The organism is Gimesia algae (assembly GCF_007746795.1).
Classification (GTDB): domain Bacteria; phylum Planctomycetota; class Planctomycetia; order Planctomycetales; family Planctomycetaceae; genus Gimesia; species Gimesia algae.
Genome location: NZ_CP036343.1, coordinates 6263685 through 6288857, shown reverse-complemented (window position 1 = coordinate 6288857; position 25173 = coordinate 6263685). Strand labels below are relative to the sequence as shown.

At 51.0% G+C, this 25173-nt stretch carries 16 protein-coding genes, 1 tRNA gene and 1 pseudogene; 11 read left to right on the top strand and 7 right to left on the bottom strand.

Going from position 1 to position 25173, the window contains the following annotated elements:
- Positions 1-30: 30 nt before the first annotated feature.
- Positions 31-522, bottom strand: coding sequence for a carboxypeptidase-like regulatory domain-containing protein (locus Pan161_RS23465; RefSeq protein ID WP_145231178.1), 492 nt, complete (start codon positions 520-522; stop codon positions 31-33).
- 467 nt (positions 523-989) lie between these two features.
- On the opposite strand from Pan161_RS23465, the gene Pan161_RS23460 reads away from it, so the two are divergent.
- The gene (locus tag Pan161_RS23460) at positions 990-2048 is read left to right on the top strand and encodes a DUF1559 domain-containing protein (protein ID WP_145231177.1); all 1059 of its coding nucleotides are present in this window, start codon (positions 990-992) and stop codon (positions 2046-2048) included.
- Between the two features lie 151 nt (positions 2049-2199).
- Here the strand turns inward: Pan161_RS23460 and Pan161_RS23455 are convergent.
- Positions 2200-2273, bottom strand: a tRNA-Val gene (locus Pan161_RS23455).
- A 184-nt stretch (positions 2274-2457) separates the two neighbouring features.
- Between Pan161_RS23455 and Pan161_RS23450 the strand changes: the two genes are divergently transcribed.
- The 4 genes from Pan161_RS23450 (at position 2458) to Pan161_RS23435 (ending at position 9141) form a co-directional block, all read left to right on the top strand.
- Positions 2458-3435, top strand: a complete 978-nt coding sequence (locus Pan161_RS23450) for an NAD-dependent epimerase/dehydratase family protein (RefSeq protein ID WP_145231176.1) — start codon at positions 2458-2460, stop codon at positions 3433-3435.
- Between the two features lie 184 nt (positions 3436-3619).
- A complete protein-coding gene (locus Pan161_RS23445) occupies positions 3620-3943 on the top strand; it encodes a hypothetical protein (protein WP_145231175.1) in 324 nt (107 codons plus the stop codon).
- Between the two features lie 477 nt (positions 3944-4420).
- Positions 4421-5701, top strand: coding sequence for a serine--tRNA ligase (gene serS, locus Pan161_RS23440; protein ID WP_145231174.1), 1281 nt, complete (start codon positions 4421-4423; stop codon positions 5699-5701).
- 302 nt (positions 5702-6003) lie between these two features.
- Positions 6004-9141, top strand: coding sequence for a tetratricopeptide repeat protein (locus Pan161_RS23435; protein ID WP_145231173.1), 3138 nt, complete (start codon positions 6004-6006; stop codon positions 9139-9141).
- Positions 9142-9148: 7 nt separating this feature from the next.
- On the opposite strand, the gene Pan161_RS23430 is transcribed toward Pan161_RS23435, so the two are convergent.
- The 3 genes from Pan161_RS23430 to Pan161_RS23420 are packed head-to-tail and all read right to left on the bottom strand — an operon-like array spanning position 9149 to position 13637.
- Positions 9149-9457: a putative quinol monooxygenase gene (locus Pan161_RS23430; protein ID WP_145231172.1), complete on the bottom strand. Its 309-nt coding sequence runs from the start codon at positions 9455-9457 to the stop codon at positions 9149-9151.
- 5 nt (positions 9458-9462) lie between these two features.
- Positions 9463-9873, bottom strand: coding sequence for a thioesterase family protein (locus Pan161_RS23425; RefSeq protein ID WP_145231171.1), 411 nt, complete (start codon positions 9871-9873; stop codon positions 9463-9465).
- 35 nt (positions 9874-9908) lie between these two features.
- Positions 9909-13637, bottom strand: a complete 3729-nt coding sequence (locus Pan161_RS23420; protein WP_145231170.1) for a S8 family serine peptidase — start codon at positions 13635-13637, stop codon at positions 9909-9911.
- A gap of 397 nt (positions 13638-14034) precedes the next feature.
- Between Pan161_RS23420 and Pan161_RS23415 the strand changes: the two genes are divergently transcribed.
- The 5 genes and pseudogenes from Pan161_RS23415 (at position 14035) to Pan161_RS23395 (ending at position 18518) form a co-directional block, all read left to right on the top strand.
- The gene (locus tag Pan161_RS23415) at positions 14035-14307 is read left to right on the top strand and encodes a hypothetical protein (RefSeq protein ID WP_145231169.1); all 273 of its coding nucleotides are present in this window, start codon (positions 14035-14037) and stop codon (positions 14305-14307) included.
- Between the two features lie 185 nt (positions 14308-14492).
- Positions 14493-15640, top strand: a pseudogene (locus Pan161_RS23410) (SulP family inorganic anion transporter); the annotation flags it as partial.
- A gap of 27 nt (positions 15641-15667) precedes the next feature.
- Positions 15668-16252 (top strand): STAS domain-containing protein, encoded by a 585-nt coding sequence (locus Pan161_RS23405; protein ID WP_390620756.1) that lies wholly within the window; start codon positions 15668-15670, stop codon positions 16250-16252.
- A gap of 100 nt (positions 16253-16352) precedes the next feature.
- Positions 16353-17468, top strand: a complete 1116-nt coding sequence (locus Pan161_RS23400) for a tRNA-queuosine alpha-mannosyltransferase domain-containing protein (protein ID WP_145231166.1) — start codon at positions 16353-16355, stop codon at positions 17466-17468.
- Positions 17469-17873: 405 nt separating this feature from the next.
- On the top strand, positions 17874-18518 hold the full coding sequence (locus Pan161_RS23395; RefSeq protein ID WP_232103437.1) for a hypothetical protein: 645 nt from the start codon (positions 17874-17876) through the stop codon (positions 18516-18518).
- Between the two features lie 26 nt (positions 18519-18544).
- On the opposite strand, the gene Pan161_RS23390 is transcribed toward Pan161_RS23395, so the two are convergent.
- Together Pan161_RS23390 and Pan161_RS23385 are read right to left on the bottom strand one after the other, a co-directional pair.
- Complete coding sequence (locus tag Pan161_RS23390; RefSeq protein ID WP_145231164.1) at positions 18545-19882, bottom strand: replication-associated recombination protein A; 1338 nt, start codon at positions 19880-19882, stop codon at positions 18545-18547.
- A 280-nt stretch (positions 19883-20162) separates the two neighbouring features.
- Positions 20163-23510 carry a PVC-type heme-binding CxxCH protein gene (locus Pan161_RS23385; protein ID WP_145231163.1) on the bottom strand — a complete coding sequence of 1116 codons (3348 nt, stop codon included), beginning with the start codon at positions 23508-23510 and terminating at the stop codon, positions 20163-20165.
- Between the two features lie 320 nt (positions 23511-23830).
- Here Pan161_RS23385 and Pan161_RS23380 point away from each other — a divergent pair, with 320 nt between their 5' ends.
- Positions 23831-25114 (top strand): glucose-1-phosphate adenylyltransferase, encoded by a 1284-nt coding sequence (locus tag Pan161_RS23380; RefSeq protein WP_145231162.1) that lies wholly within the window; start codon positions 23831-23833, stop codon positions 25112-25114.
- The last annotated feature ends 59 nt before the right edge of the window (positions 25115-25173 follow it).

Sequence of the window (25173 nt, the reverse complement as noted above, 5' to 3'; positions counted from 1 at the left end):
ACACCTGGACACAATGCTGATTCAGTGAGGCTATTCAGATAATTCATATTTGAGATCTGTAATCTCTTCTCCCTTTAAAACTGTAACCGTTAGTCCCGAAGTTTCCGCTTGGGAATATTTTTCAGGCAGCAGGTTTTCAGGAGGTGGTTCCGGTTGGGGATCGGGATCATAATTGGGATCATCTTCCGGTAATACTTTAGCGATACTTTTTGATTTGATTTTAGAAATCATCACAATGTAATCGCCGGCAACCACACCATCTGTTCCTTCAAACGTTCCCATCTGAAATTGCCCTTCGTCGTTGGTACGACCGTTGGCAGTCTGTCCGGATTCTTCGACAGGTCGGAAGGTGATGCTGGCACCTTCGACCGGTTCTCCATCAAAGGTGACGATTCCTGAGACAGCCGTACGTTGAGGAAGCTTTTCTTCAGTGCCTCCACACCCCTGTAAAAAAAATAATGGAAAAAAGAGAGCCAGCGCACTGCAGCGTCCTGTCAGTTGATTTCCTAGAGTGTGTTGCATGTTGAAGTCCAGTTCTTGCAAGGTACTTAAATGTTATTGAACGAAATTTAATAAACTTTGAACATAAAAACGGCGGGAATAAAATTCCCTGAATTTGAGGTAAAACACTGTTTTGAAAATTGCAGACGTCAATTTATCGTAGTTGAAAATTCGTAAAATTCAACTAGGATAAGTAGAGTTGTTAAGGATTTGAGTGTAACTCAAACGAGGTTAATAGCATTTTATTTTTTTCTGTTTCCACGCTGGCAGTCGTTTCACTTTCATATCTTTCAAACTGAATGATCAGTTTTTTATCTTTTGTAATACCCGCCATACAATAAGATTATTTCTCAATAATCTCATCAATACCAATTGGCTGAAAGAAGTGGAAAACACTTGTTTCTATGGGTACTTACATCTTTACTGACTGACTGACTGACTGACTCGATTCAGTTTCAGTTCTGTTTTTTAACAAGGAGAATCCTTTGGTGAGGAATTTAGAAAGAGACAAACGAAAAGCGTTTACATTAATCGAACTGTTGGTTGTGATCGCAATCATTGCCATCTTAATTGCATTGTTATTGCCGGCGGTTCAGCAGGCACGTGAAGCGGCCCGCAGATCCACATGCAAAAACAATTTAAAGCAATTGGGATTGGCGCTGCACAATTACCATGATGTACATGGGATGTTTGTGTTGCGTCGAGGGGGAACGAATGGCTCAGACAGTGCTACTTCAAACCGTGCGCGACTCAGCGGCTTTGTGGGACTGTTGCCTTACATAGATCAGGCGCCCTTGTTTAACAAAATTTCAGCCGGTGATTCTACCCGTCAGCCGATGGGGCCCTGTGCCTGGTGCGGCTGGAGTGTCTGGAATGTTAAGATTCCGATGCTGCTGTGTCCGTCTGACGGGCGCAACAAACAGGCGATTCGTGTGAACAATTATGTGTTCTGTATTGGCGATACGGCGACAGGCATCAATGGTACCAATTCGCGCGGCTTGTTCCCCTATCGTTTTGGGACACGGATTCGGGATATTACCGATGGAACCAGTAACACCATCGCCATGAGCGAACATATCCGGGCCAACTACGGTGCAAGTACCAATAATGCTACTCGCAAACACAACGAGGGTATTGCTCTCAGCCAGGACCCTGCAAACAATCCTGGTGCCTGCAGGAGCCTTGCTTCTGGAGCAAACTGGGTGTCTGGAACCAACGTGAAAGGCAGGCATGGAACATCATTGTGGGATGGGCAGGCAGAACGTTGTGCCTTTAATACGATTCTTCCCCCGAACTCTCCTTCCTGTGCTTCCGGGACAAACAGCAATGCAGATTCCGGGACCGCTGCGTTGGCGCCTTCCAGTCTGCATGTCGGGGGCGTTCACGCCCTGATGGCGGATGGGGGAGTTAAATTTATCTCTGAAAATATTGACACGGGAGATTTAAGTCAGCCCAGTCCGGGTACGACCTCCACTGTTAGAAGTCCTTATGGAACATGGGGCGCACTCGGAACAAGAGAGAGTGAAGAAATATTAGGTGAGTATTAAGTCACGCTCCATCACCATGATCTGTTAATCCGATTTCCAATCCCTCTTTGCTTTTCAGAAAGTGAAGAGGGATTTTTTCGTTGGTGCGTTGCAGTATCGCACAACCCCAATAAAAAAAGCACCTTGCAATGTATGCACGGTGCTTGATAAGTGGGCGATGAGGGGCTCGAACCCCCGACCCTCTCGGTGTAAACGAGATGCTCTAGCCAACTGAGCTAATCGCCCGGAATTTTGATTAACATCGGTAATTTCGATATTATTCTTGCGTCATTATGTATGACACGTACGTATTATGGCAGGTTCGTAGCGAAATGCAACTCTTGCGTGTAAACTGTTTTAAGCCTTCGCCGACTTTGGACCGAATTTCGCATTTTTGCGGTTTTTTCCTTTCTTGAGAAAGATTTGTTTTATGTCTCATTGCCTGGTCACCGGTGGTGCCGGATTTATTGGCAGCCATTTATGTGAGCAATTAATTCAACAGGGACAAGAGGTTACTGCCGTCGATGACCTGTCGACCGGCTTTCTTCAGAATCTGGATGGCATCATTGATCATCCCAACTTCACGTTTCGCACAGGCTCGATTACCGATCCTGTACTCATGGCGGAAATGGTGCAGGGAGTCGATACGATCTATCACCTGGCCGCTGCCGTCGGTGTGAAACTGGTCGCAGACAATCCGGTGCGAACTATTGAAACCAATATTTATCCGACCGAAGTCCTGCTGCGACATGCCGTGCAGGGGGGGCATAAGTTTTTCCTGGCATCGACGAGTGAAGTCTACGGAAAAAACCCCAAAGAACGCTGGACGGAAGAAGATGACCTGCATTTCGGTCCCACGACGCGGCCCCGCTGGGCTTATGGAGCTTCGAAAGCCATTGATGAGTTTCTGGCGCTGGCTTATGCCCAGAAATATGATCTGGATGTGCGCATTGGTCGTTTCTTTAATGTCGTCGGCCCCCGTCAGGTGGGACAATATGGAATGGTGATTCCCCGCTTTATTGATCAGGCGCTGGATGGAGGACCTGTTGTTGTCTTCGATGACGGCAGCCAGGTGCGCTGCTTCGGACATGTGGATGAAATCGTGGATTGTGTGATCGATCTGACCAATCTGGATTCTGCGAAAGGGCAGGTCTACAACATTGGCAGCGATGAACCGGTTTCGATTTGCGGACTGGCGGAAGCCATCATTGCCAAAGTGAACCCGGCAGTTAAAATTGAATATCTGCCTTATAACAAGGCGTACAATGAAGATTTTGAAGATGTGCAGCGGCGGGTTCCCGATCTGGGACGGTTGGAGCAGACGCTGGGTCGCAAGCCACAGGTCAAGCTGGATGCCATCCTGGATGATATCATCGCGTCCAAAAAGCGGATCCGTGGTCTGGCCTGACAGTCAGAAATAACTGATAAGAGTCGTATAACCCGCATAACCTGAATACGAATCTGCTGTGGATCCAGATCGGAGCGAGGCGGCTCTTATTTCCCGGGTTCCCTAAACCCGATGATGAATGTGAAGTGTGGTTCTCTTTCTTACATCACACACAACACGCAGAATCAAGGGAATGGAGCGTACGATGAAGGGATTCCGGAAGACCGTTTTTGTTTCTACAGTCTTATTAGGAATGTTTGGGACCGGACTGGCTGTGCAGACAGCCCAGGCGGGCGGCGGACGTTTCTTTCTTTCGTTCTGTGAATTGTGTCAGGAAGAGAATCAGGGACGCCAGTTTAAAGGCAACACGTATCCCTGGCCCCGTTATTCCTACCACCTGTATCGCGGTAAACGCTGTGATACCCGGATGAATACAGGGCTGTATCAGCGTTATGATTATGATCGCTACCAGGTCAAAAGCACTCAGCCGATTCACGGTGAAATGCTGACTCTGCCTTTACCTGAGTAAATAAACCAGACGGCGCGCTCAATACAGTCGTCTGAAGATGAAATTGTTGCTCCTGTGAGTTGTCTGAGAGCTGAGCTTCCTGCGCGGCTTTCGACATTGGCAGGAGTTTATTTTTTCAGCGGGTAGATATGTTGTATGCTGGTGCTTTTGGAGGGATTTTCTTCCGAAGGGTGGAGAAGCGGCAGAGTCGGGACGCTAGAGCGCATCACATATAGTTATAGCGTCTGTCGATCTATTATACTCGGTCCAATTGGACTTGGAGACGCTACAGCGAAACTGGACCCAGTCTATTAATCGCTGTAACAGGCAAATTTGCATTATTCCGGCTGCATCAGCCATTTTCTGCAGTGAAAAAGCGTTACCCTTGGACATTAAAATTGTCATGAGATATGATGCGTGCTCCCTGTTTGGGGGAATGCCGTCCGGGCACCGTTTATTACACTGTTTCTGAACTCTGCATGGAGTAGTTGATTTCTTATGTTGGATTTGCAGTTCATCTGCGAGAATCAGGAAGTCATTCTTGAGAATTGTCGCAATCGTGGAATCGAAGTCGATCTGGAGCAACTGAGCAAACTGGACCAGCGCCGTAGAGAGCTGATTGTTCAGGGTGACAACTTAAGGCAGGAACAGAAATCGGTCTCCTCTCAAATTCCCAAGGCAGCAGACAACGCTGCCCGGCAGCCGTTGATCGCTCAGGGGAAAGAACTACGCGAGCAGATCTCCGCGATTGAGATCGAGCAGCGTGAAGTCGAGACACTGCTGAGGTCGGAGCAGGCACGCGTGCCTAACCTGGCACACCCTGATGTACCTGTGGGAAAAGAAGACAAGGCGAATACCGTCGTGCGGATGTCGGGCGAGAAGCCTGCGTTTGATTTCACTCCCCTGGATCATGTGGCGCTGGCTGAGAAGCATGACCTGATTGATTTTGAAGCGGGAACGCGGGTCGCCGGTCACGGATTCTATTATCTGAAAAACGAAGCGGTACTGCTGGAGATGGCACTCTGTCAGTATGCGATGCAGAAACTGGTGCAGGAAGGATTCATTCTTCACAGCACTCCCGATCTGGCAAAGAAAGAGATTCTGGAAGGGATCGGTTTTAATCCCCGTGGAGACGAGACCCAGATTTATTCCGTGGAGAATACGGACCTCAGCCTGGTCGCGACAGCAGAGATTACGCTGGGAGGCTCCATGAAAGATCAGATCATGGACCGCGAGACGCTGCCTTATAAAATTGCCGGCCTGTCACACTGTTTCCGTACCGAAGCCGGCGCCCATGGTAAGGCAACACGTGGCATTTATCGCGTGCATCAGTTCACAAAAGTGGAAATGTTTGCCTTCACAGAACCCACCAATGCGGCTTCCGATGAGATGCATGAAGAAATCGTGCGGATCGAAGAAGAGATCTTCCAGGGACTGGGGCTGCATTATCGCGTCGTTGATACCTGTACCGGTGACCTGGGAGCGCCCGCCTATCGCAAGTATGATCTGGAAGCCTGGATGCCCGGTCGTGGCGAAGCAGGCGAATATGGTGAAGTGACCTCCGCTTCCAACTGCACGGATTACCAGTCAAGAAGACTGGGAACCCGCTGCAAGTCAAGCGGGCAGAAGGGGACGGAATTCGTACATACCTTGAACGGGACTGCCGTTTCAATTGCCCGGGCAATTATAGCCGTTCTGGAAAATTATCAGCAGGCGGACGGAACCATTCTGGTTCCCGAAGTGCTGCGACCCTGGATTGGAAAAGGTCAGATTGGTTAAAAGTTCCGATTTACGGCAAACGGTGTCGATCAGGAATTCGTAAAAGAATGAGGGAAGCTGGTGGAATGTACCGAATCCCTCAGGATCAGGTTGATCCTGCCTGTGCTGGATTTATGACAGTATCTCGAAGACTCTCTCAATCAATTACAGATATATTGAAGAAACTATAGTTCCACGGGATGCGCTTTTGGGCAGATCCTGAATATTACTGGTTTTAGCTGGACAACCTGAGTGTGCTCCGGCCAAAATTGGTTTCGGTGTACTTTTCTTTTTTGTCCCCGTTTCAGATCTAGAGTATTTACGTGAACGATCATCCAGACAAAGATTTGCCTGACGAGAACTCCCCCGACCCTTCTGAATCCAATCCCGAACAAAATAGGACTCCAACCGATGCTGACGGAGGTCAGGCGGGTAAAGATCAGTCTGATGCGGCCCTGGTGAATCAGAGCGCAGAAGAAGAAGGTCTGCCAGAGTGGGAACCGTTGACCCCTGAACTGGTGGAAGACGAAGCCATTCGCGGCGATTTTATGTTACGCTGGGCGGCGATTCTGCTGGCCTGTCTGTTTGCAGCCACGTATATCTCGGATACCGAAACACTGGTGCATGTGAAGACCGGTCAGTATCTGGCCAGCCATGGCTTCTGGCCTCCGGCAAATGATGTGTTTTCCTATACCGCCAATGATCGACCCTGGTACAACAATGCCTGGCTGTTTGATTTAACGCTGTCGGGTGTGTATGGCGTGCTGGGTGATACCGGATTAACGCTGTTCAAGATCCTGCTGCTGGGTATTACATTTTATGTGATCGTGCATCTCTGCCAGAGGGAGATCTCCACCTGGTGGGGATCGATCCTGGCGGTACTGGCCTTGATTGCCTGTTTTCCGCAGCTGAATGTGACTCCCGAAATCATAACGATTCTGGGTGTGGTGTTGACGCTGAGTTGTCTGTATCGGTGGCAGGAACTTAATTCGCCGCGCGCACTGTGGCTGTTAGTCCCGCTGTTTCTGGTCTGGGCTAATCTTGACCCCCGCGTCTTTCTGGGGATCGCCTTGCTGGCGTTATTCGCACTGGGAGAGACGGTCGCCTCACTGCTGGATCGTTCGGTGTTAAATGATGACACCGATTATCAATCGCTCTGGATGGTTTTGGGAGTCAGCCTGCTAGCGACATTGCTAAATCCCGTTGGCTGGCATTCGCTCACCACCGGTCTGAACTATTACGCCGTTGATTATCCGCTCATGCGTTCGATGTTTGTCGGCGGAGTCAGACCTGAAGAACTCGGCTATTTTTCCATGACGTCGCCTTTGTTCTGGAAGTCGCTCAATCATTACGCGGTAGCCTCTTTCATTCTGATCGTGTTGACGTTTGTGAGTTTTGTGCTGAACCAGGCAAAAATGAGCTGGGGCCAGCTGTTTGTCTTTATCGGCTTTTGTGGTCTTTCTGTACTGGCCAGCCACGAACTGGTGGTGACGGGGGTGCTCTGTGCTATCTTTGCCAATCGGAATTTTCAGATCTGGTATCGAGATAATTTCCGGCAGACCTATAGCGTTGAAACTTCCGAGTTGCTGTTTTCGCGCGGCGGTCGGGCATTAACGGTTCTGACATTTTTTGTCCTGGCTTACCTGGTCGTCTGCGGACGATTCCAGGGGCAGGGCTCGACACGTCATGCTGTGGGAATTGGTTTCAGTCCCTCATTGACACATACCATTGAGGGGTACCAGGAAGCATTAGCTGATTCACTGGATGACCGACCCTTCCATTTTGTACTGGAGCAGGGGGACCTGCTCATCTGGCTGGATCAGAAATCATTCGTGGATAACCGCCTGGCTTTGTTCGCGGGAACCGGGGAAGATGACTTGATTGATCTGCATAATAAAACGCGACGTGCACTGCGTGTGCAACGCGAAGATCAGATCGGCAGCGGTTTACCTCAAGTCTGGAAGCAGACGTTTAATCAATATCAGGTGACCCATGTGATTCCGCGTCTGTCCGGGATGAATCCGGATTATCGTACATTTTTTGACCTGCTGACCACCCCGGACTGGCAATTGACGGAATTAAATGCTGCGACCGCCGTCTTCTATCGAACAGATAATGAAAGCGAAACCACAAAGAATTTCCTGGCGGAACATCAACTCGATTTCAAAAAACAGGCATTCCGGGAACAGAAAGATTTTCCGGAAATCCGTAGCGACTGGGCACGTCCCAAATCCTTTTACAGCCGCTATCTGCTGCCGCAGAATTCGAGTATGGGCAACGATGTGCAGACGGCCCGCCATTATCTGGGTCTGATGTCCCAGTCCGGGGGAAACCACGAGTTGTCATCCAGTTTTGCGATCCTGGCCATTCAGCTGGCAAACCGGGGTTTAATTGAGGATCCGAACAGTGCAGAAGCCTATCGGATCCTGGGGAGTGCCTACGGCTATCTGGCCAGCCTGGAAGCCCAACTGCTGGCACCGCCTGTCGATCGAAATCAGCAGCGGCCTGCAGTCAGTATCGATCGGATGCGTTACTTTCAGATTTTGCATGCCTACCATCAGTCCCTGATCATCGAACCGGAATTTGCGCCCTCACATCTGATGTTGTTCGACCTGTATTCCAATATGGGAAAGATCGATCTGGCACATCATGAATTGAAGACTTATCTGGAAATGATCGAGGGGCAAGAAGAGTTATCGGATGATGCTTTTGCCAGACTGCGGGCTTACACAGATCATCTGGAAAAGCTGAATACGCAAATCACCCAAATCACACAGGAGCTGGATGCCCAGCAGGAAAAAGGAGCCGACAGGCTGCAGTTAGCCAGCCAGGCGTATCAGAATGGATTCGTCTTACTGGCCCGGCGGTATCTGGATGATCCGGTGTATCAGGCACAGAATCCATTGGCTCAGAATCTGAATGCGAGTATTCTGATGGAAGTGGGTCAATCGGAAGAAGCGGATAATCAGATGTCGCTGCTGGAACAGAAAGCGCTGCAGAATCCACAGATCCCCTGGCGGGCACAGGCAGCATTTGCCAATCTGGGGAATGGGAATTATCGTGGCTGCTTTGATTTATGGCGGCAGGAAATCCGGTCGCAAGAAGAAGCTCGTATTGCCGGGATCCTGCAGTCAATGCCTCTGATCCAACCGATATCGAACAGTTTCTGGCCTAATCAGCATGCCGTTTCGATCGTGAACTATCTGTACGGGCTTTCGCAGCAGCAGATACCTTTGCTGCTGAATCTGGCCCGCTGTGAAATCGAAGCGGGTCAACCCGAACTGGCGACAGCGCATTTGCGTGAGATACTGGAGTCGGAACCAGCGACGCCTTACCGGCCACTGGTGCGATTTTATCTGTATCAGCTGACTGGAGAACTGATTCCGGTTCTGCCAGAAGCCCCCGCAGGTCAGACAGAACCGGAGACAGAGGAGCTGCCGCTGGTTGCTCCCAAACCGTAAGCTACCCTTAAGCCGGTTTTAAAACTTTGATCTTTGTCCCTTTGACAAGATCGGCGACCTGTTCCCGGTAAGTCAGCATATGCGGGGCAGCGAGGTGTGCTTTCAATGCTTCCACGCTCTCCCATTTCTCCATGACGGTCACAATCTGGCTGCCATTCTTCACCTGGACCGGGATGTCGGTCTCTTCATCAATTGCGGGACCATATTCGATACAGCCTTCTTCCGCGTGTACCAGCGGGACTAGCTGATGAAAGGCTTCCAGGAAGGCTGCCTGTTTTCCCTCTGCGATTTCAATATCTGCGATGACGAAGATCATGTTGATTACTTTCTGCTTTTTGTTTCTAATGCCTGCAGGCGTCGTACTAACTGGCTGGTTTGAATGATCCGACGGGAGTGCAGACCTTTCGCGATCTTTTCATCCCCGGCGTACGCTTCCACTTTAAAGCGATAGACGGGGCCATCATGAAAGATCAGCTGTGCGGTACAGTTCACTGTGGCACCAACGGGAGTCGGAGCCAGATGCTCCACATCCACATGAGTGCCCACACTGATCGACTTCTCATCCAGCCACGGTTGCAGAAATTGTAACGCGGCCTGTTCCAGAAACCAAATCAGAGACGGTGTGGAGAGCACGGAAATCTCTGCTTCCTGCGAAAAAGTAATCGCCTGGCTGCTTTCCACCTGAAACGAAATCGAATGTTGTGCCCCGATACGAGGCTGCTGGTCCTGCATGAAATCTCAGTTCCTGCCTGAACGTGATTGCCGGGTTACTGCGTGATCTCAATCGGGATCGAGTCCGAGATCCGGGAATCACTTGTCGAAATACTGATGGAGGAGCGAATCAGCTGCTTCGCCAGCGTGGATTTGACATCCGGTGTGACCGTGACTGGCAAGGTAACGGTGATTTTGGAGATGCCATTAATCCGTGTCGGAATTTCCAGAGTCGCTTCCGAGGGGTTACTGTGATTCGTCTTGGCAGCGGAGGCGTCAATTAGTTTCTTAGGTCCTTTGATCTGAAGAATATACACATCAGGTCTGCCGACAGTCAGAATTTTCAGATCGAAGGAGCCTTCCATTTTTACCGGTATTCCTGGGAAAGCAGCATCCAGGGTGATGGTTCCCTGGCTGTCTTTCAAGCCTTCGTCATTAGGCACCGTGAAATAGGTATCAACTGCAGCATACAATGTTTCATAGGGTTTACCCGGCTCAGGGCGGGGAATATTGTTGAAGGATTTTCCGCGTCCAAAGAACATCCCTTTATGGGCTTCGACCATTTTGCCATCCGGGCCTTTCTTATAGAGCCTGTGGTCGATGCGTCCGCTGAAGCCTTCGTATTTTTTATCATCGGGAGGGAAAGTGAGCCGCACGCTGGTCGTCTGGCTTTCACCACTTTCCGGTCTCCACTCAGGAATATCCAGCTTACGGAACGTACGATAGTTGGCCAGGATCGGGAACTTGTCCTGTGGGACAACCCGGGTCAGGCCTCCCAGACTGGCGGACATGCTTTTGACCTGGTTTGAGGAATTGGAAAACGTAATGAGTTTTTCCGCATCTTTTCCAGAGTCAACCGTTGCCAGCGCGAGGTCCTCAGTTGAGGCGCGGAACCGCTGGGCTTCGATCAGTAGATCATATTTCGATTCGTTCAACCAGTTTCCGCTGAACGTACTGACGACCACTTCATGGATGCCTTCATCCTTGGTGGATACAGTCAGAGAAGCGTTAGAACGGTCTCCACCCAGCTGGGCGGTCTGCTGGATGACGCGGTAGCCAATTTCTTCTCCCTCTGGATTAAAGACACTGACCAGTAACCGTCCTGAACTGCTGGCAACAAAACCCAGCATCACGGTCAGGCCGCTGTCGCGGCGTGTCACTGCGACAGGATAACGATGGTAGGCACCGGCGGAGATCGTCTTCTGTGGCACAACGAAAGCGGCGACTCGTTCTGAATCCTGCAGATTCAGGCTGGGCAGACTGACTTCCGTATTCAGGTCTGAGAGTTCGATTGGTTTATGAACCACGTCCAGGAAACTGAATTCACGCTCGCCGTGCTGTGTGACGGTGTAATAGGCAAGGTAAGTTTTCCCGGTCTCCATCAGATTTCGTTTCCGAGTGCTGTAGAAGTAGGATTTACTGCTGTTGGACAGGACCAGCGAGATCTGGTTACCCTGTGCTTCTTCTTTCCCTGGTAACGCGATGGAGAAGGGGACTTTCTCATTTTTTCCGTTTACATCCAGTATCGTGACATTCCCGTCGCTGTCCTGAACTTCCACTTTTTCCAGTTTGACGATTGCGGTGGTATTCTTTAATAACAGGCTACCCTGATCGGATACCTCACCGTCAATATTCAGATCCAGATCAACGCGTTTGTGCGCTTCGATATTATTCGATCGATCATATAGACGATTGAACTTGGAATAGTGATTGATGCTGAATTCCGCAGTCTGTTTTTTAGGATCAAGCGTCAGGTTGGCCAGCCTCAAAAATTCCGGGTAGGCTTTATCGATGTCGATCAGGCCTGCTCCCTGTTGAGCGTAAGTAAAGCCCTTCATTCGCATGGCGGAATTTTCCAGTGCCAGTCGCATACTCAATGCCAGTGAGGTCAGGGAATATTTACTGTCTGACGATTTCTTCCGAATGGCTTCAATCTTCTTCTCCTGCCGTTCCAGGACCTTGGCGTATTCCTTATCGGCTTTGATCAGAGACAGCATGGCGGCTGCTGCACCAGCGGCGATCGGTGATGACATACTGGTTCCGTTGAACATGCTGGAGCCATCCGAATTCAACGGTGTCGATGACAGAGCCGATCCGGGGGCGACCACATTCGGACGCATTTCCCCTGTATATGAGGGGCCCAGAGATGAGAAGTAAAGCAGCCCATGCTCGGGGGCATTCACCCCTTCGGCCAGGCGATAGTGTTCGCGTAATGTATTCGCAGAGACGTGGGCACCCACAAATACCGCCGGACTGGAACCACCCAGACCGTTGATGGTACGGTAGCCGGGACCGTCATTGGAGGCGGAAATGAAAAATGTCGTTCCAAATTTCGCCGAGAGATCCTGCAGCAGAATGCTCAAGGGGCGCTTGATATAGCCTTCGTGGCTGCCCAGTGAGATATTCACCACATCGGGAACATAACCCTGCGGGTTGAAAAAGGCAGAGATGATTCCGCGTAGAATCGCCTGGTCGGTACAACTGCGACCTGAGCAGACCTTGATGGCCATTAATTGGGCTTTCGGCGCGGCACCCTCAATCTGCAGACCACTGCCGGCAACAATTCCTGCAACATGGGTGCCATGGGACTGCTGGTCAAAGGCGACTGTAATTTCGGTGACCTGCTTCTTGGCATCCGGTCGAAATAACAGAGGGTAGGCAATTCGCTTGGTACGTGATGGAAATTCCAGCATAAGCTGATAGGGAGGTTTCAGATCTTCCCGCTGCATTTTTCGGGCAGAATTGAAATCCATGATGGGCGTGTCAGCTTCCTCTTTGCTGAACTTGCCATCCATGTTCACATCAACAAATGCCAGTGCGTATTCTTTGGTCAGATCCCGTTTTTCCAGATCGGGTTTTTCTGCCGGTATGGGTTCGTCTTTTGCAGCTGCGGCTTTGCGTTCTTCTTCCGCTTTTTTGCTGGCTGCTTCCAGTTTGACCAGTTCCGGATTTGGAATGATTCCGACGACGACCAGCAGTTTGTCGTCTTTCGTGCCGTTACGATTGATATCGACACCTTCTTTGTCGAGCGTGGTCCAGAGGTCTCCCTGTTGAAATCCCAGCTTTTTCTCGTCGATATAGCCGGAATAGACGTACTCATTGTCTTTGATTGTTTCGGGGAGTGCGATGAACTTATTATGTTCCAGTTCAATTTTGCCATCCAACTGTCTGCTTTTAGTCAGCGGCGATCGACCTTCCCGCGTGGCATCATTCCAGAAGATTACGCGATCCTGAAAGACGGGGTGACTGGTATCAATACCGGTGTCGATAATAGCGACGATCGTGCCTTCTCCCAGTCCTTTGCCGGCAACCCGCTTACGCAGTGCAGGGACCTTGATATCATCCAGAGGGACATACAGCGAATCAAAGTCTGCATCAGGGGCAACCTGCAGGTCCGCCGGATTGGACGTATCGATGGCTGGTTCCGCCTGGGGAACAATTTTACTGGGGATGATTTCTTCCATCACACCAGAGGGAAGCTTAAGCGAATCGATGAACTTTTTATCGTTGAGTTTGCTGGGAGGCAGATTTACGACGAGGAAGGGAATGTCATTTCCAATGCCCAGGTTAGGATCGTAGACAATTTTTCCACCGGCTTTCGTGACCAGCTCCGCTGTGCGACGCACATCGTTGACACGTAACAGCAGGGTTAATTCCGGAGAGCAGTCACACAATTCTTCTTTCATCTGTGCTGACGCCGGCTGGATTCCGGGAGAGAGCCAGTAGGCCAGGCAGATCATCACCAGACAGGAACGCAGCAGATTATAACGATATAAACGATTCATCAGCCCCTCACGCTTTCGGGATTCAGGGCGGATGGCCCTGTTTGATTTTTTGATTGTTTCATTGGAATTCAGTCAGGAGGGCGAATCTATTCTGGAGAACGGCAGACGTCTTGCAAACGCTAACCGTTAATCCTTCCCTGGTAGACCATACTTTAATATAGAACGCATTTTGCCAGACTCTTTTATATTCTCACATGAAGCGTCGTTTTTGTGAATACTGGTGTTATGAGAAAATATGAGATAGGGTAGACTTATTAAGCACTTACGAACGTTGCCCAGATGAAAATACACCTGAGGACTCTTATTTCAGGTTAGTTCACAAACGCGTCATTGACAAAGTGTGAAAATAAAATATCATTGATGCATGCTACAGAACTCCCGCCAGACTTTGATGTTCATGCTATGTTCAGTGATTGCACTGGACATCGTTTTTCTATTGGGCGGTTCGAGTTTGCTGGATACTCCCGAGTCCAATCCTGACTGGCTCTGTGCTGAATATGAGCTGGAGGAAAGTGAAGACTCGGTCGAAGATGAAACGCTGATTCAGGATGCTGAATTCTCAGACGTGCTGCCTCTTTTGGGCATACTGACTCAGAATATCGATTTCAGTGTGAAAGAGTCTGACTGCGATGAGATTCATATCTCCCGCGGACCTCCTGCCCTCAGTTGAATGCTGCCCGGTTTTTCGGGCATGCTCACTTTCGCTTCTACTGGTTACTCTCCTGTTGCGCTCATTCAGATCAATTCCCTTACGATTTTGTTCGTGAATGGATTTCGTCCTATCCGGACTTCAAAGAGCTGCCTGAACAGAGAGTGCTGCTTTCCTCTTCGTTTAACCTGAATAATTTCAGGTAGATGGATTTATGGATACTCGCCATGTCATCGAATGATTCAAATGAATCTAAATTTAATGCTTTTAAATATCTGAGTGATTTTAACCCCTGGCATAACATTAAGGTTATGCACACTAACATTCCGTCGGATCTCTTGTCCGGAGTGACGGTCGCTGTGATCGCCATGCCGTTGGCTTTGGCATTTGGAGTGGCTTCCGGGCTAGGGCCAGAAGCAGGGATGTGGGCCGCCATTTGTGGTGGAATTCTGGTAGGGCTGTTTGGAGGTTCCACTACCGGCGTCAGTGGTCCAACTGGTCCCATGGTGATGCAGTTAGCGGGAGTGATTGCTGCGACCAAACTGGCATCTGGAGAACCGGATATGGTGTTTATCATGTCGATGGTCTTTCTGAGCGGTTTAATCTGTATCGTTCTGGCGTTAATGAAAATCGGACGATTTATCTACTACACGCCTTATTCTGTGGTGTCCGGGTTTATGTGTGGGATCGGCGTGATTATTATTCTGCTCGAAATCCCACCCATGCTGGGTTTTGCCACGCCGAGTTCTGTGGTGGGAGCGATTAAACAAATCCCTTATGACGTCATGCATGAAAAACCTCATGCACTGATTATTTCTCTGGCAACATTTTTTACTATTTTGCTTTGGCCTCGCATTACCAAAAAACAGTGGCTGCCGGCTCCTCTCCTGGGGTTGATTGTCGGAACCAGTATCGCTCAATTCTCTGGTTTCAGAGACATCGAATATCTCGGATCAATGCCGGTCGGTCTACCTCATTTGTACTGGCCTGATTTTAGCCGCTTTGGTGATATGATTGGCGGTGCCTTTGCTGTAGCCGGGCTTTGTATTTTGATTCGCTGTTGACCTGTCTGGTGGCGGATAACATGACGAATGAGCGACATGACAGTGATCGTGAAATATTCGGGCAGGGAGTTGCCAACCTGGGCTGTGGTCTCGTGGGGGGAGTCACCACTGCGACTGCCACCATGCGGACTGTTGCCAATATCAAGTGTGGCGGAAAAACGGGGCTTGCATCGATTATTCATGGTGTGGTACTTCTAGCGTTAATGCTGGGACTGGCTCCCTATGCCACCTACATTCCGATGGCCTGTCTGGCAGGGATTCTACTTAAAGTGGGTATTGATATCATCGATTACCGCGTTTTGCCTGTATTGCACCGTATGCCTCTGACGGACGCGATCTGTTTCTGGGCCGTTTTGATTTTGACCATTTCTGTTGATTTACTTGTCGCGATGGGGGTCGGGATTACCATTGCTTTTGTGCGAATCGTCCAGGAACTCGGGCAGACCTACGAGCAGAATGTGGTCAGTTTGAATGATATGAACCGTTCTTTGCCCACCGATGTATCCATGCCGGATGAACTCAAAGAAAAAGTGCTGAAGCTGCGATTGGATGGCCCGCTGTTCTTCGGTGTTTCCGATACAATTTATCGTGCTTCTTCGGCATTGATCGATTACAAATATCTGATTATCCGAATGGCGCGGGTACCCATGGTCGATATGTCGGGCGCTTACCTGCTTGACGATATCATCGAAAAAGCACATCATCAGGGAGCAACGGTCTTTTTTACTGGTACAAAACCACAGGTGAAACGCACACTGGTGCGTCTGAAAATTATCGAAAAAGTAACTGAAGAAAACTGCCTGGCGACCTTTAATGATGCGATTTCGCGAATCCAGCAACTCGAACAGGAGCAGGGTTCGCATTCAGGTCGAGTTGAACAGGATGCTCTGGAACACGTTTAATCAAACCAGATCGCCTGCCGTTTCATCTCATTGGAATCTGTTCCTGCAGGCGTTTTTCTGCAAAAGTTTTTAGGCGTGGCTTCGGGTAGAGAATGGTTTGATGCGAGTTCTGGCAATCAATGCCTATCACGGTGGGAGTCATCGTGAATTCCTGACGCAGTGGATTTCCCACAGCGTGCACGAGTTCACGACGCTCACGCTCCCGCCGCGGCACTGGAAATGGCGGATGCAGCATGCGGCGGTAACGCTGGCTGAAGACGTCCGGAACCGTTTTGTTGCGGGAGAACGCTGGGATGTCCTGTGGGTCACCGATATGTTTGATCTGGCGACCTTTCTGGGGCTGGTACCAGCAGATATCGCGGCGCTACCCCGCGTTGTTTATTTCCACGAAAATCAGTGGACCTATCCGTTACCGACAGGGGAAACACGCGATCTGACCTACGGCTTTATCAATTTAAAATCAGCGCTGGCTGCAGATTCGCTCTGGTTTAATTCCGATTTTCACCGACAGGATTTCTTTCAGGCTTCCCGTGAATTTCTACGGCGGATGCCCGATTATGCGTTCATTGATGCCCTCGAAGATTGTGCGCAGAAGTCAGCGGTGATTTCACCGGGCATTCAGAAAACCGTTGTGAAATCGCGGGAAGAACAAACACGACCGCTGCAGATCCTCTGGGTGGCCCGCTGGGAATATGACAAAAATCCGGAACAGTTTTGTGACGCGATCCGACTGCTGGACCAGGCAGGACTCGATTTTCGGCTGAGTGTAATCGGGCAGTCGACGGCGGAAACTCCCGACTGTTTTGTCAGCCTCCACTCAGAGTATGCAGACCGCATTGATCACTGGGGCTTTCTGGAAGACCGGTCACACTACCAGCATGTTTTAGAGAACGCGGATCTGGTCGTCTCGACAGCATTTCACGAATTCTTCGGCATTTCAATTCTGGAAGCAGTGGCAGCAGGCTGCCTGCCCGTGCTGCCTCGACGTCTGGCCTACCCCGAAATTTTTGCCAAAACGCCGGAATGTTTTTACGACGGAACCACCGAATCACTGGTCGCGTTGGTGCAGAGGATTTCCAAATCGGCACAATCAGATTCAACCGCTTCCGATCTGCGCAGCAGACTCAGGGAGATCACCGCCTGCTATCACTGGGGGCAGATTTCCCGAGAGCTGGATGCCGGCCTGGATCAGAGTCATAACCAACACCATCACTGAATTTTGGTGAAAATCAGCCTGCAGTTTGCGCTGGAAAACGTATCGATCAAATGGTTTAAACGGATTTAGAATGGTGCTGATTCCTACAATCTGACCAACGACTTTAGTGCTGTAATGATTATAACAGTCAGAGAAAAATTATCGGTTACACACTTTGGACGAAATGTGGCTTGATGAGTAATATAGGCCCTGTTTTACAGTGTTGACAGAGAGTCATGCACTTTAATCAATCCATTATTTTTCAATATGATTTCAAAACTTTTTTATTGTGTTTGGGATACCTGTCTGGCAAAGTAATACCTGTCACTTACCAAGTGTAACTGATTTCAGGACAGTGTCAGAAGCGTGAATGACGCACTGCCTGAAGCATCTGAGATTTACAACTTTTGCCAAGCGATTATCATCATGCTAACAATTTCCAAAGACGTCCTGCCACAAACATTCCTAAGCTACATCGCATTCCGGATTGCGTTCATGGATACTCTGGAGCGAATCGCTCTGGCAAAGCAGGTGGGCGATGACCCGTTTGATTCGTTCGGTTTTCTGACCGAAGTCCCGTTTCTGCGAAGTGTCCCGCCACACGTGCAACTGGATCTGTTATCTGTCACCTGGGCCAAGCATCTGGCCAGTGAAAACGTCGAAGGCGACCTTGTCGATGAAAGTGTGGTGTATGCTGTCTGTGAAACAGCGGCACGCATTATTGATGAACAACCGGAAGAAGCACGTCGTTACCTGGCGGGGGGGCCATTGGACGTGCACATTTCCGTGGATCATTTCCTTTCATCCGAAATCCGTAACCTGCACCTGAATCTGTCCAACGAAGGTGACTTCCTGCTGATCAGTCAGTTCCAGGATATGTCACCCGAAGAAGCACTGCCGATGAAAGAAGAATTTGGGATTGATGAAGAATCGATCGAGCCCATGTTTGATGTTCTGATGCAGTGGTATATGTCGGTGGACTTCATGCCCAATCTGGAAGGGTTGCTGCAGGAACGCGAAGTTGCCAAGACGATCACAATCGTCGGTTTGAAACAGCAGCCACTCTGCTGATTTGTCGGCGAGATGCACTGAGGGGGTCAGGAACGGATGTCTTCATCCGTTCCTGTTTTTTTGCGCCGCTGTTTGAAGACTTCGAGGCGTTTACGGATCGTCACCTCATAACCTCGCTCGACCGGTCGGTAGTACTCTTTTTCGACTCCCAGGTAATCCTGATCCACCCAGCCTTCTTCCGCGGCGTGGGCATATTGGTAGCCTTCTCCGTGTCCCAGTTGCGAAGCGCCTGAGTAGTGCGAGTCTTTCAGATGAATGGGAACCGGCAGCAGTGACTTGTTGCGTACATCTTCGAGGGCTTCATCAATGGCGATATAAGACGCATTCGACTTGGGAGCCGTGGCGATATAAGTGACCGCCTGCGCCAGCAGAATCCGACCTTCGGGCATCCCGATCTTCTCAATCGCATTAAATACGGACATCGCCAAAGTCAGTGCGGTCGGATCGGCATTGCCGACATCTTCCGAGGCGGCAATCACGATGCGGCAGGCCAGGAACCGCGGATCTTCACCGGCTTCAATCATCCGCGCCAGCCAGTATAAAGCAGCATCCGGATCACTGCCGCGCATGCTTTTAATCAATGCGGAAGCGGAATCGTAATGCGCGTCGCCATCCTGGTCGTACTGGATCGCCTTTTTCTGTATTGACTCCTGTGCGACTTCCAGATCAAAAACCCGTTCTGAACCATGCAGTGAGAGCACGCCGATTTCCAACGCATTCAAAGACCGCCGCGCATCACCATCACAGACCTCAATCAGAAAATCAATGGCCTCCGGTTCCACAGTCACGTTATAGCGGGCCAATCCCCGTTTTTCGTCCTGCAGTGCCCGCTGCATCAGTGTCTGAATTTCTTCGGGTGTCAGCGGCTGGAATTCAAAAATCTGGCTGCGGCTGATGAGTGCGGAGACCAGCGAGAAGAACGGATTCGATGTCGTTGCGCCGATCAAGGCGACCACGCCGGATTCGACATCAGGCAACAGGACATCCTGCTGGACTTTGCTGAAGTGATGCAGTTCGTCGATGAACAGAATCGTCTGTTTGCCGCCAGTCGCCAGTTCGTCACGGGCCCGGTCGAGCGCCGCACGTACTTCTTTGATGCCGGCGGAAGCCGCGTTTAATGCTTCAAAACGACGGTTGGATTGACGGGCGATCAATTCGGCCAGCGACGTTTTCCCAGTGCCGGGAGATCCATAAAAGATCAGTGAGCCAATACGGTCGGCGGCCAGAATGCGACGCAGCAGTTTGCCTTCGCCCAGGAAATGAGACTGCCCGGCAAATTCGTCAAGGGAGCGGGGACGCATGCGGGCGGCCAGCGGTTTGGCTTTTTCCAGATTCCCGGATTCCTGCCGGTCGAACAAGCCCATAAAAAAACCTCCGCCAAGTGATTCATACGCGGGTATATTAGAACCCGTGATTGCAAAGTGGGAACCTGATAACTCGGGTTGTGTGAGCCGGATATACCGGATATACACGCAGCCGAATCTCGGGGGTCCCCAGTTTAATATTTGTAGGGTCAACTCACGATTTTGAATCAACATGACAGAGGTTGTTTCTCTGTTTCGTTATGCCTGTATTTTAGTCGGCACATCCACTCAAAACAAGCACGCGATTCTATAATTAATCGTCCGTTACAACAACAGTCACTTATCCTTCATGTTTTGTAGCCTTGGCTTTCTGTTTCTGTTTTTGCTGACTGAGGAATTCCACCAGATCGCGCAGGTCGTCTTTACTGAGCTGTTTGACAATTTCTTCCGGCATCGCCGATTTTCCTGAGGCCCGTTCATCGATGTCGTCTTTCACGACCCGAATGACCGTTCCTTTGGCGTCCATCAGTTCCAGTTCTGTATCGGTCTCTTTACGAATAATGCCGACGAGAACTTTACCATCCAGCATCGCCAGGACTGCGGTTTCAAATCCTTTCGCAATCGCTTTATTGGGGGCGACAATGGCTTCCAGCAGATAACGGCGGTCTTTGTCGATGCCAATTCCTGACAGGTCCGGGCCGACTTCGCCTCCGTTATTCTTGATCATATGACAGCGACGGCACGACGTATCGCTGCGACCATAAAAAATCTCACGCCCACGCGAAGCATTGCCGCCTGACAGCGTTTCCATAAAACCGCCAATCGGGTCATCCTGCGGACGTTTCTTATCAAACTCTGCGATCAGTTGATCGAGTTCGGGAGACTGTTTCTGTGTCGCTGCTTTCAGCAGGTCGAGTTGAATTTCTGCGGGTACCTGCTGCTGGACCAACTGCTGCATCCAGCGCGCCAGAACATCGGTTGCTGCGGGCAGCGGCATCTCCGCCAGTGTGGCGAGGGCTCCCTGTTTCTCGATGGTGCTTCCGTTTTGAATGGCCTGTTCGAGCGCGGGCAACGCTGCCTGGGGATCGTGTCTCGCGAGGACTTTGCGACCGGTGACGCGGAGCGCCGGCTTTTGATCTTGAATCGCCGTCTTTGCGACATCCGCGATACGGGCATAGCCGAGTTGATCCAAGGCGTTCAGCGAAGCAATCCGTACATCAACGGGGCGTTTGGTGTCGACAACCATTTCCGCCAGCATGGGCGCCGCTTCCTTAATGCCGTACTTCGCAGCCAGTCCCGTGCCTGCTTCCTTTATCTTTTCAGAGCTCTGGAACAGGTCAGGCACGATGGGACCAACGATGCCCGTCAGTTCGATAGATGACCGGTTTTCAATCGGCTGCCAGCGTCCCAGCACGCGATCCAGCGGCGCGGGTTCGTTCCACTGGTTGAGTTCTTCAATCGCTTCCAGCCTCAGTGCTTCGGGCACTTTGCTGTCGGCAGCGATTTTGGCGACGGTGAGCGCGTTCTCCGCAGTTCCCATTCTGAAATTGGCATTCATCACACGTCGCAGCAGGGCGTCAGTCATGTCGGCGGTAATCGAAACGGCGGCCAGATCTGCCAGCGCGTCCGGAATCGGTTCATCATTGATGGCGCGGGCCGCTTCGAGCACCACCAGCGGGTCAGAGTCCTGCAGGAATAAACCGACTTCTTTTCGCTGCAGTCGTCGCAAGGCAACCACCGCCGCCAGTCGCACTGCGGCGGAATCGTGATTTGTGGCAGCGATCAGCGCGTCCGTATTTCCGATGCGGGTCAAAGCGAGGATGGCTGCGTGACGCAGCATCGGGTCGGCATTGTTATTTTGCTTGAGCAGTTCGAACAACGGAGAGATAGCTGTCTGTTCCTGCAGTTTTCCCAGCGCGACGGCTGCAAAGTATTGCACGCGGGCATGCGGGTTTTTGAGCAGTTCGATTAAAGCAGGTGTGGCCGTGGTGAACCCGGCTTCGCCGATGACTTTGGCAGTCTGACACTGCACTTCGCTGTCACTGTTGTTGAGCAGACTTTGAATACCTGCGACCGCCGCACTGGTTTTGCGGCTCAGTTGACCAATGCCCCAGATCGCATGCAGGCGGGCCAACTGATCTGTTGAAGTGAGCGCGACCTTCTGCAGGGCCTCCAGTGCATTCTGATTGACCAGCGCGAACTGGGCTTCCATACGAATACGCTGATCGACGTGTGTCAGCAGCTTTGTCAGTTCCTCTGTGGAACGTGTGGAGAAACCCTGTTTCATCAGTTCCGCTGAATGCGCTGCTCGAGCGGCTCTGGCATGCTCGGTATCTGTAAACTCATAGATACGGCCTTTTCCCAGACCGTTCCAGCCATTGACCCAGTCGCTGACATACAGACTGCCGTCATAGCCGAAGTCCAGATCGGTGGCCAGGATCTGCCAGATGAATTCATGCGAGTCAGTCAGTTCGAACGACGCCCCTTTGGGTTTGACAGCGAAAGAACGAATGCCGCTTTTCGAAGGTGTGCCTCGGAAGTCGGCGAGGAAAAAGTGATCCTTGTAGCGATCAGAAAGTCCCACTCCCGGATAATGGGTCAGTCCGGAAGGGCCGTCCGCGAGATTAACAATCGGGGGGACCATGTAGGCGGGTTGTCCTGCATGGGCGGGATGCCAGATCTTTTCCCGGTTGAAGGGACCGCGGTCGCTGAGGTACTGGTAATACATCCGCCAGCCGGTGTCCCCGCCTTCGACGACGTAGACCCAGCGGGCTTTGTCACCAGAGTCTGAGTTGTTATCGCCGGTGAAGAGATTACCGTAATCGTCGAATGCCAGTTCCTGTGGGTTGCGGAGGCCGTAAGCGAATTCTTCCAGTTCGGTCCCGTCCAGGTTACAACGGAAGACGGCTCCCGTATCCGGTCGGAACAGGTGTTTGCCCTCTTTCGTAGTGACGTTATATCCCCGGTCGCCGATACTGAAGTACAGGCGTCCGTCGGGGCCCAGTTCCAGACCGTGCAGGTCGTGTCCGCGAAAGGCGACGCGAATCCCGTAACCGCTGCTCAGTTTTTCCCGCAATGTGGCTTTGCCTTCATTGGCGGTGTCGCTCAGTTTCCAGACATGCGGGATGCAGGTGTAATAGACATAACCGTCCCGGGCCAGCACACCCGCGCCGGTTCCGTCTTCGATATGATTGAATCCATCCGCAAAGACACTCGCATGGTCGGCTTTGCCGTCACCATCGCGGTCTTCCACCAGCCGGATGCGGTCGTGTTCGAGTGCATAATCTTTGACGTTGTCTTTCAGATGTTTTTTGAAGTAGTCCAGCCGATCTTCAATGGTTTCTGCCGCCAGATCGTCGTGCAGCCAGTTCATGTGTCCCCGGTTATCTTCGACTCCTTTTCCCTGCCGGAACGTTTCGGCGACGTAGAACCGACCCTGTTCATCAATACAGAAGGCGACCGGATTGGCCAGCAGGGGTTCCGCGGCAAACAGGCTGACGTGCATGCCTTCGGGAACACGGAAGCCCTGGATCGCCTGTTCGCCTTCTTTGGAAGCCTCCGCAATCGCAGGCGTGTAGGGTGTTTCACTAAAGACCGTTCGAGGCAGCAGGGTAGCTGAACAGACGAATGCGATCAGCAAAACACAACGGGGCAGCAGTGACAATTTTAGACAGAAGACATGCGACAAGATGACACCCCTCGGCGAGACAGTTGGCAGGAAAATAATAGTGGATGAAGAATTGATACTATCTTAACGGTCCCTTTCAGCAGATCACAGTCCGAGATTCTCCTAATCTGCCTGATCAATACAGATTTGAAATTGGTCAGAAAATTTGTCTGACCCACAGAGTACACCGCATTATCAACTGGCTTACGTACAACAATCTGAGTAACATGAAGCAGCTAAGCAAGACTGTTGTCCCTCATTCAACCCTTCATTAAGTTTGCTAACAAAAGTGTACGAACTCACGCTATAAGGTGCATCTGGCACTAGAATCGGAATACGCTATGAAAAATGTGGTCAGCCTCATTCTCGGCGGAGGCAAGGGCACCCGTCTGTTTCCACTCACGCAATTTCGCTCCAAACCGGCCGTGCCGCTGGCAGGAAAATATCGGCTGATTGATATTCCAATATCCAATTGCATCAACAGCGAACTGTGCCGCATCTATTTGCTGACGCAGTTCAACTCAGTCAGTCTGCATCGCCATATTCGCCAGACCTATAAGTTCGATTCCTTTGGAAACGGCTTTGTGGAAATCCTGGCGGCCCAGCAGACGATGGAAGGGACCGACTGGTACCAGGGAACCGCGGACGCCGTCCGCAAGAATATTCGCTGTATCGAACAGGCGGACATCGATTATGTGCTGATCCTTTCCGGCGATCAACTGTATCGGATGGACTATGCCGAAATGCTCGACAATCATATTAAGGCGAAGGCCGACGTGACTATCGCGACTGTGCCCCTCTCCAGCGAACAGGCGGCTGCGTTCGGGATCATGCGGGTGGATGACTCCGGGCGTGTGAAAGGCTTCCTGGAAAAACCGCAGACCGAAGAAGAACTGAAAATGGTCCGCACCCCTCCCGAGTGGATCGACCAGCAGGGGATCGAAAGCCGCGGCCGCGACTGTCTGGCCAGCATGGGTATTTATCTGTTCAACCGCGATCTGCTGGTGGATCTGTTGAAGAAGACCGACTATGAAGATTTCGGCAAAGAAATCTTCCCGATGTCGATTCGCACGCACAAAGTGCACGCGCATTTGTTCGACGGCTACTGGGAAGATATCGGGACGATCCGCTCATTTTATGATGCGAACCTGGCGCTGGCGCATCCCGACCCGCCTTTCGATTTTGTGGTTGAGAAGTCTCCCATCTATTCACGTCCTCGATTTTTACCCCCGACGCGCTGTGAAGGCGTGACGATCAAACGCAGCCTGATTGCCGACGGATGTGAAATCGATGAAGGAGCCGTGATCGAAAACAGTGTGATCGGCCTGCGGTGCCGCATTGGCAAAAACGTGACGATTCGCAATTCGGTGATCATGGGAGCCGACTACTACCAGGACGAATGCAAAGAGACGCTGGAAAACGACGACCGCCCGGCAATCGGCATCGGCGACGGTGCTTATATTGACGGCGCGATCGTAGACAAAAACTGCCGCGTCGGCAAAAACGCCCGCATCGAACCCAACGGCCACAGCGAACAGGACTTTGATCACACTGATGTCTTAATTCGCGATGGAATTATCGTGGTGCCGAAGGGTACCGTGCTGGCGGATGGGTGGAAGCTGTAAAGTACCACTCATTTAATATGAACCATCAGAAAGGCAGTCCTTCGGGGCTGTCTTTTTTT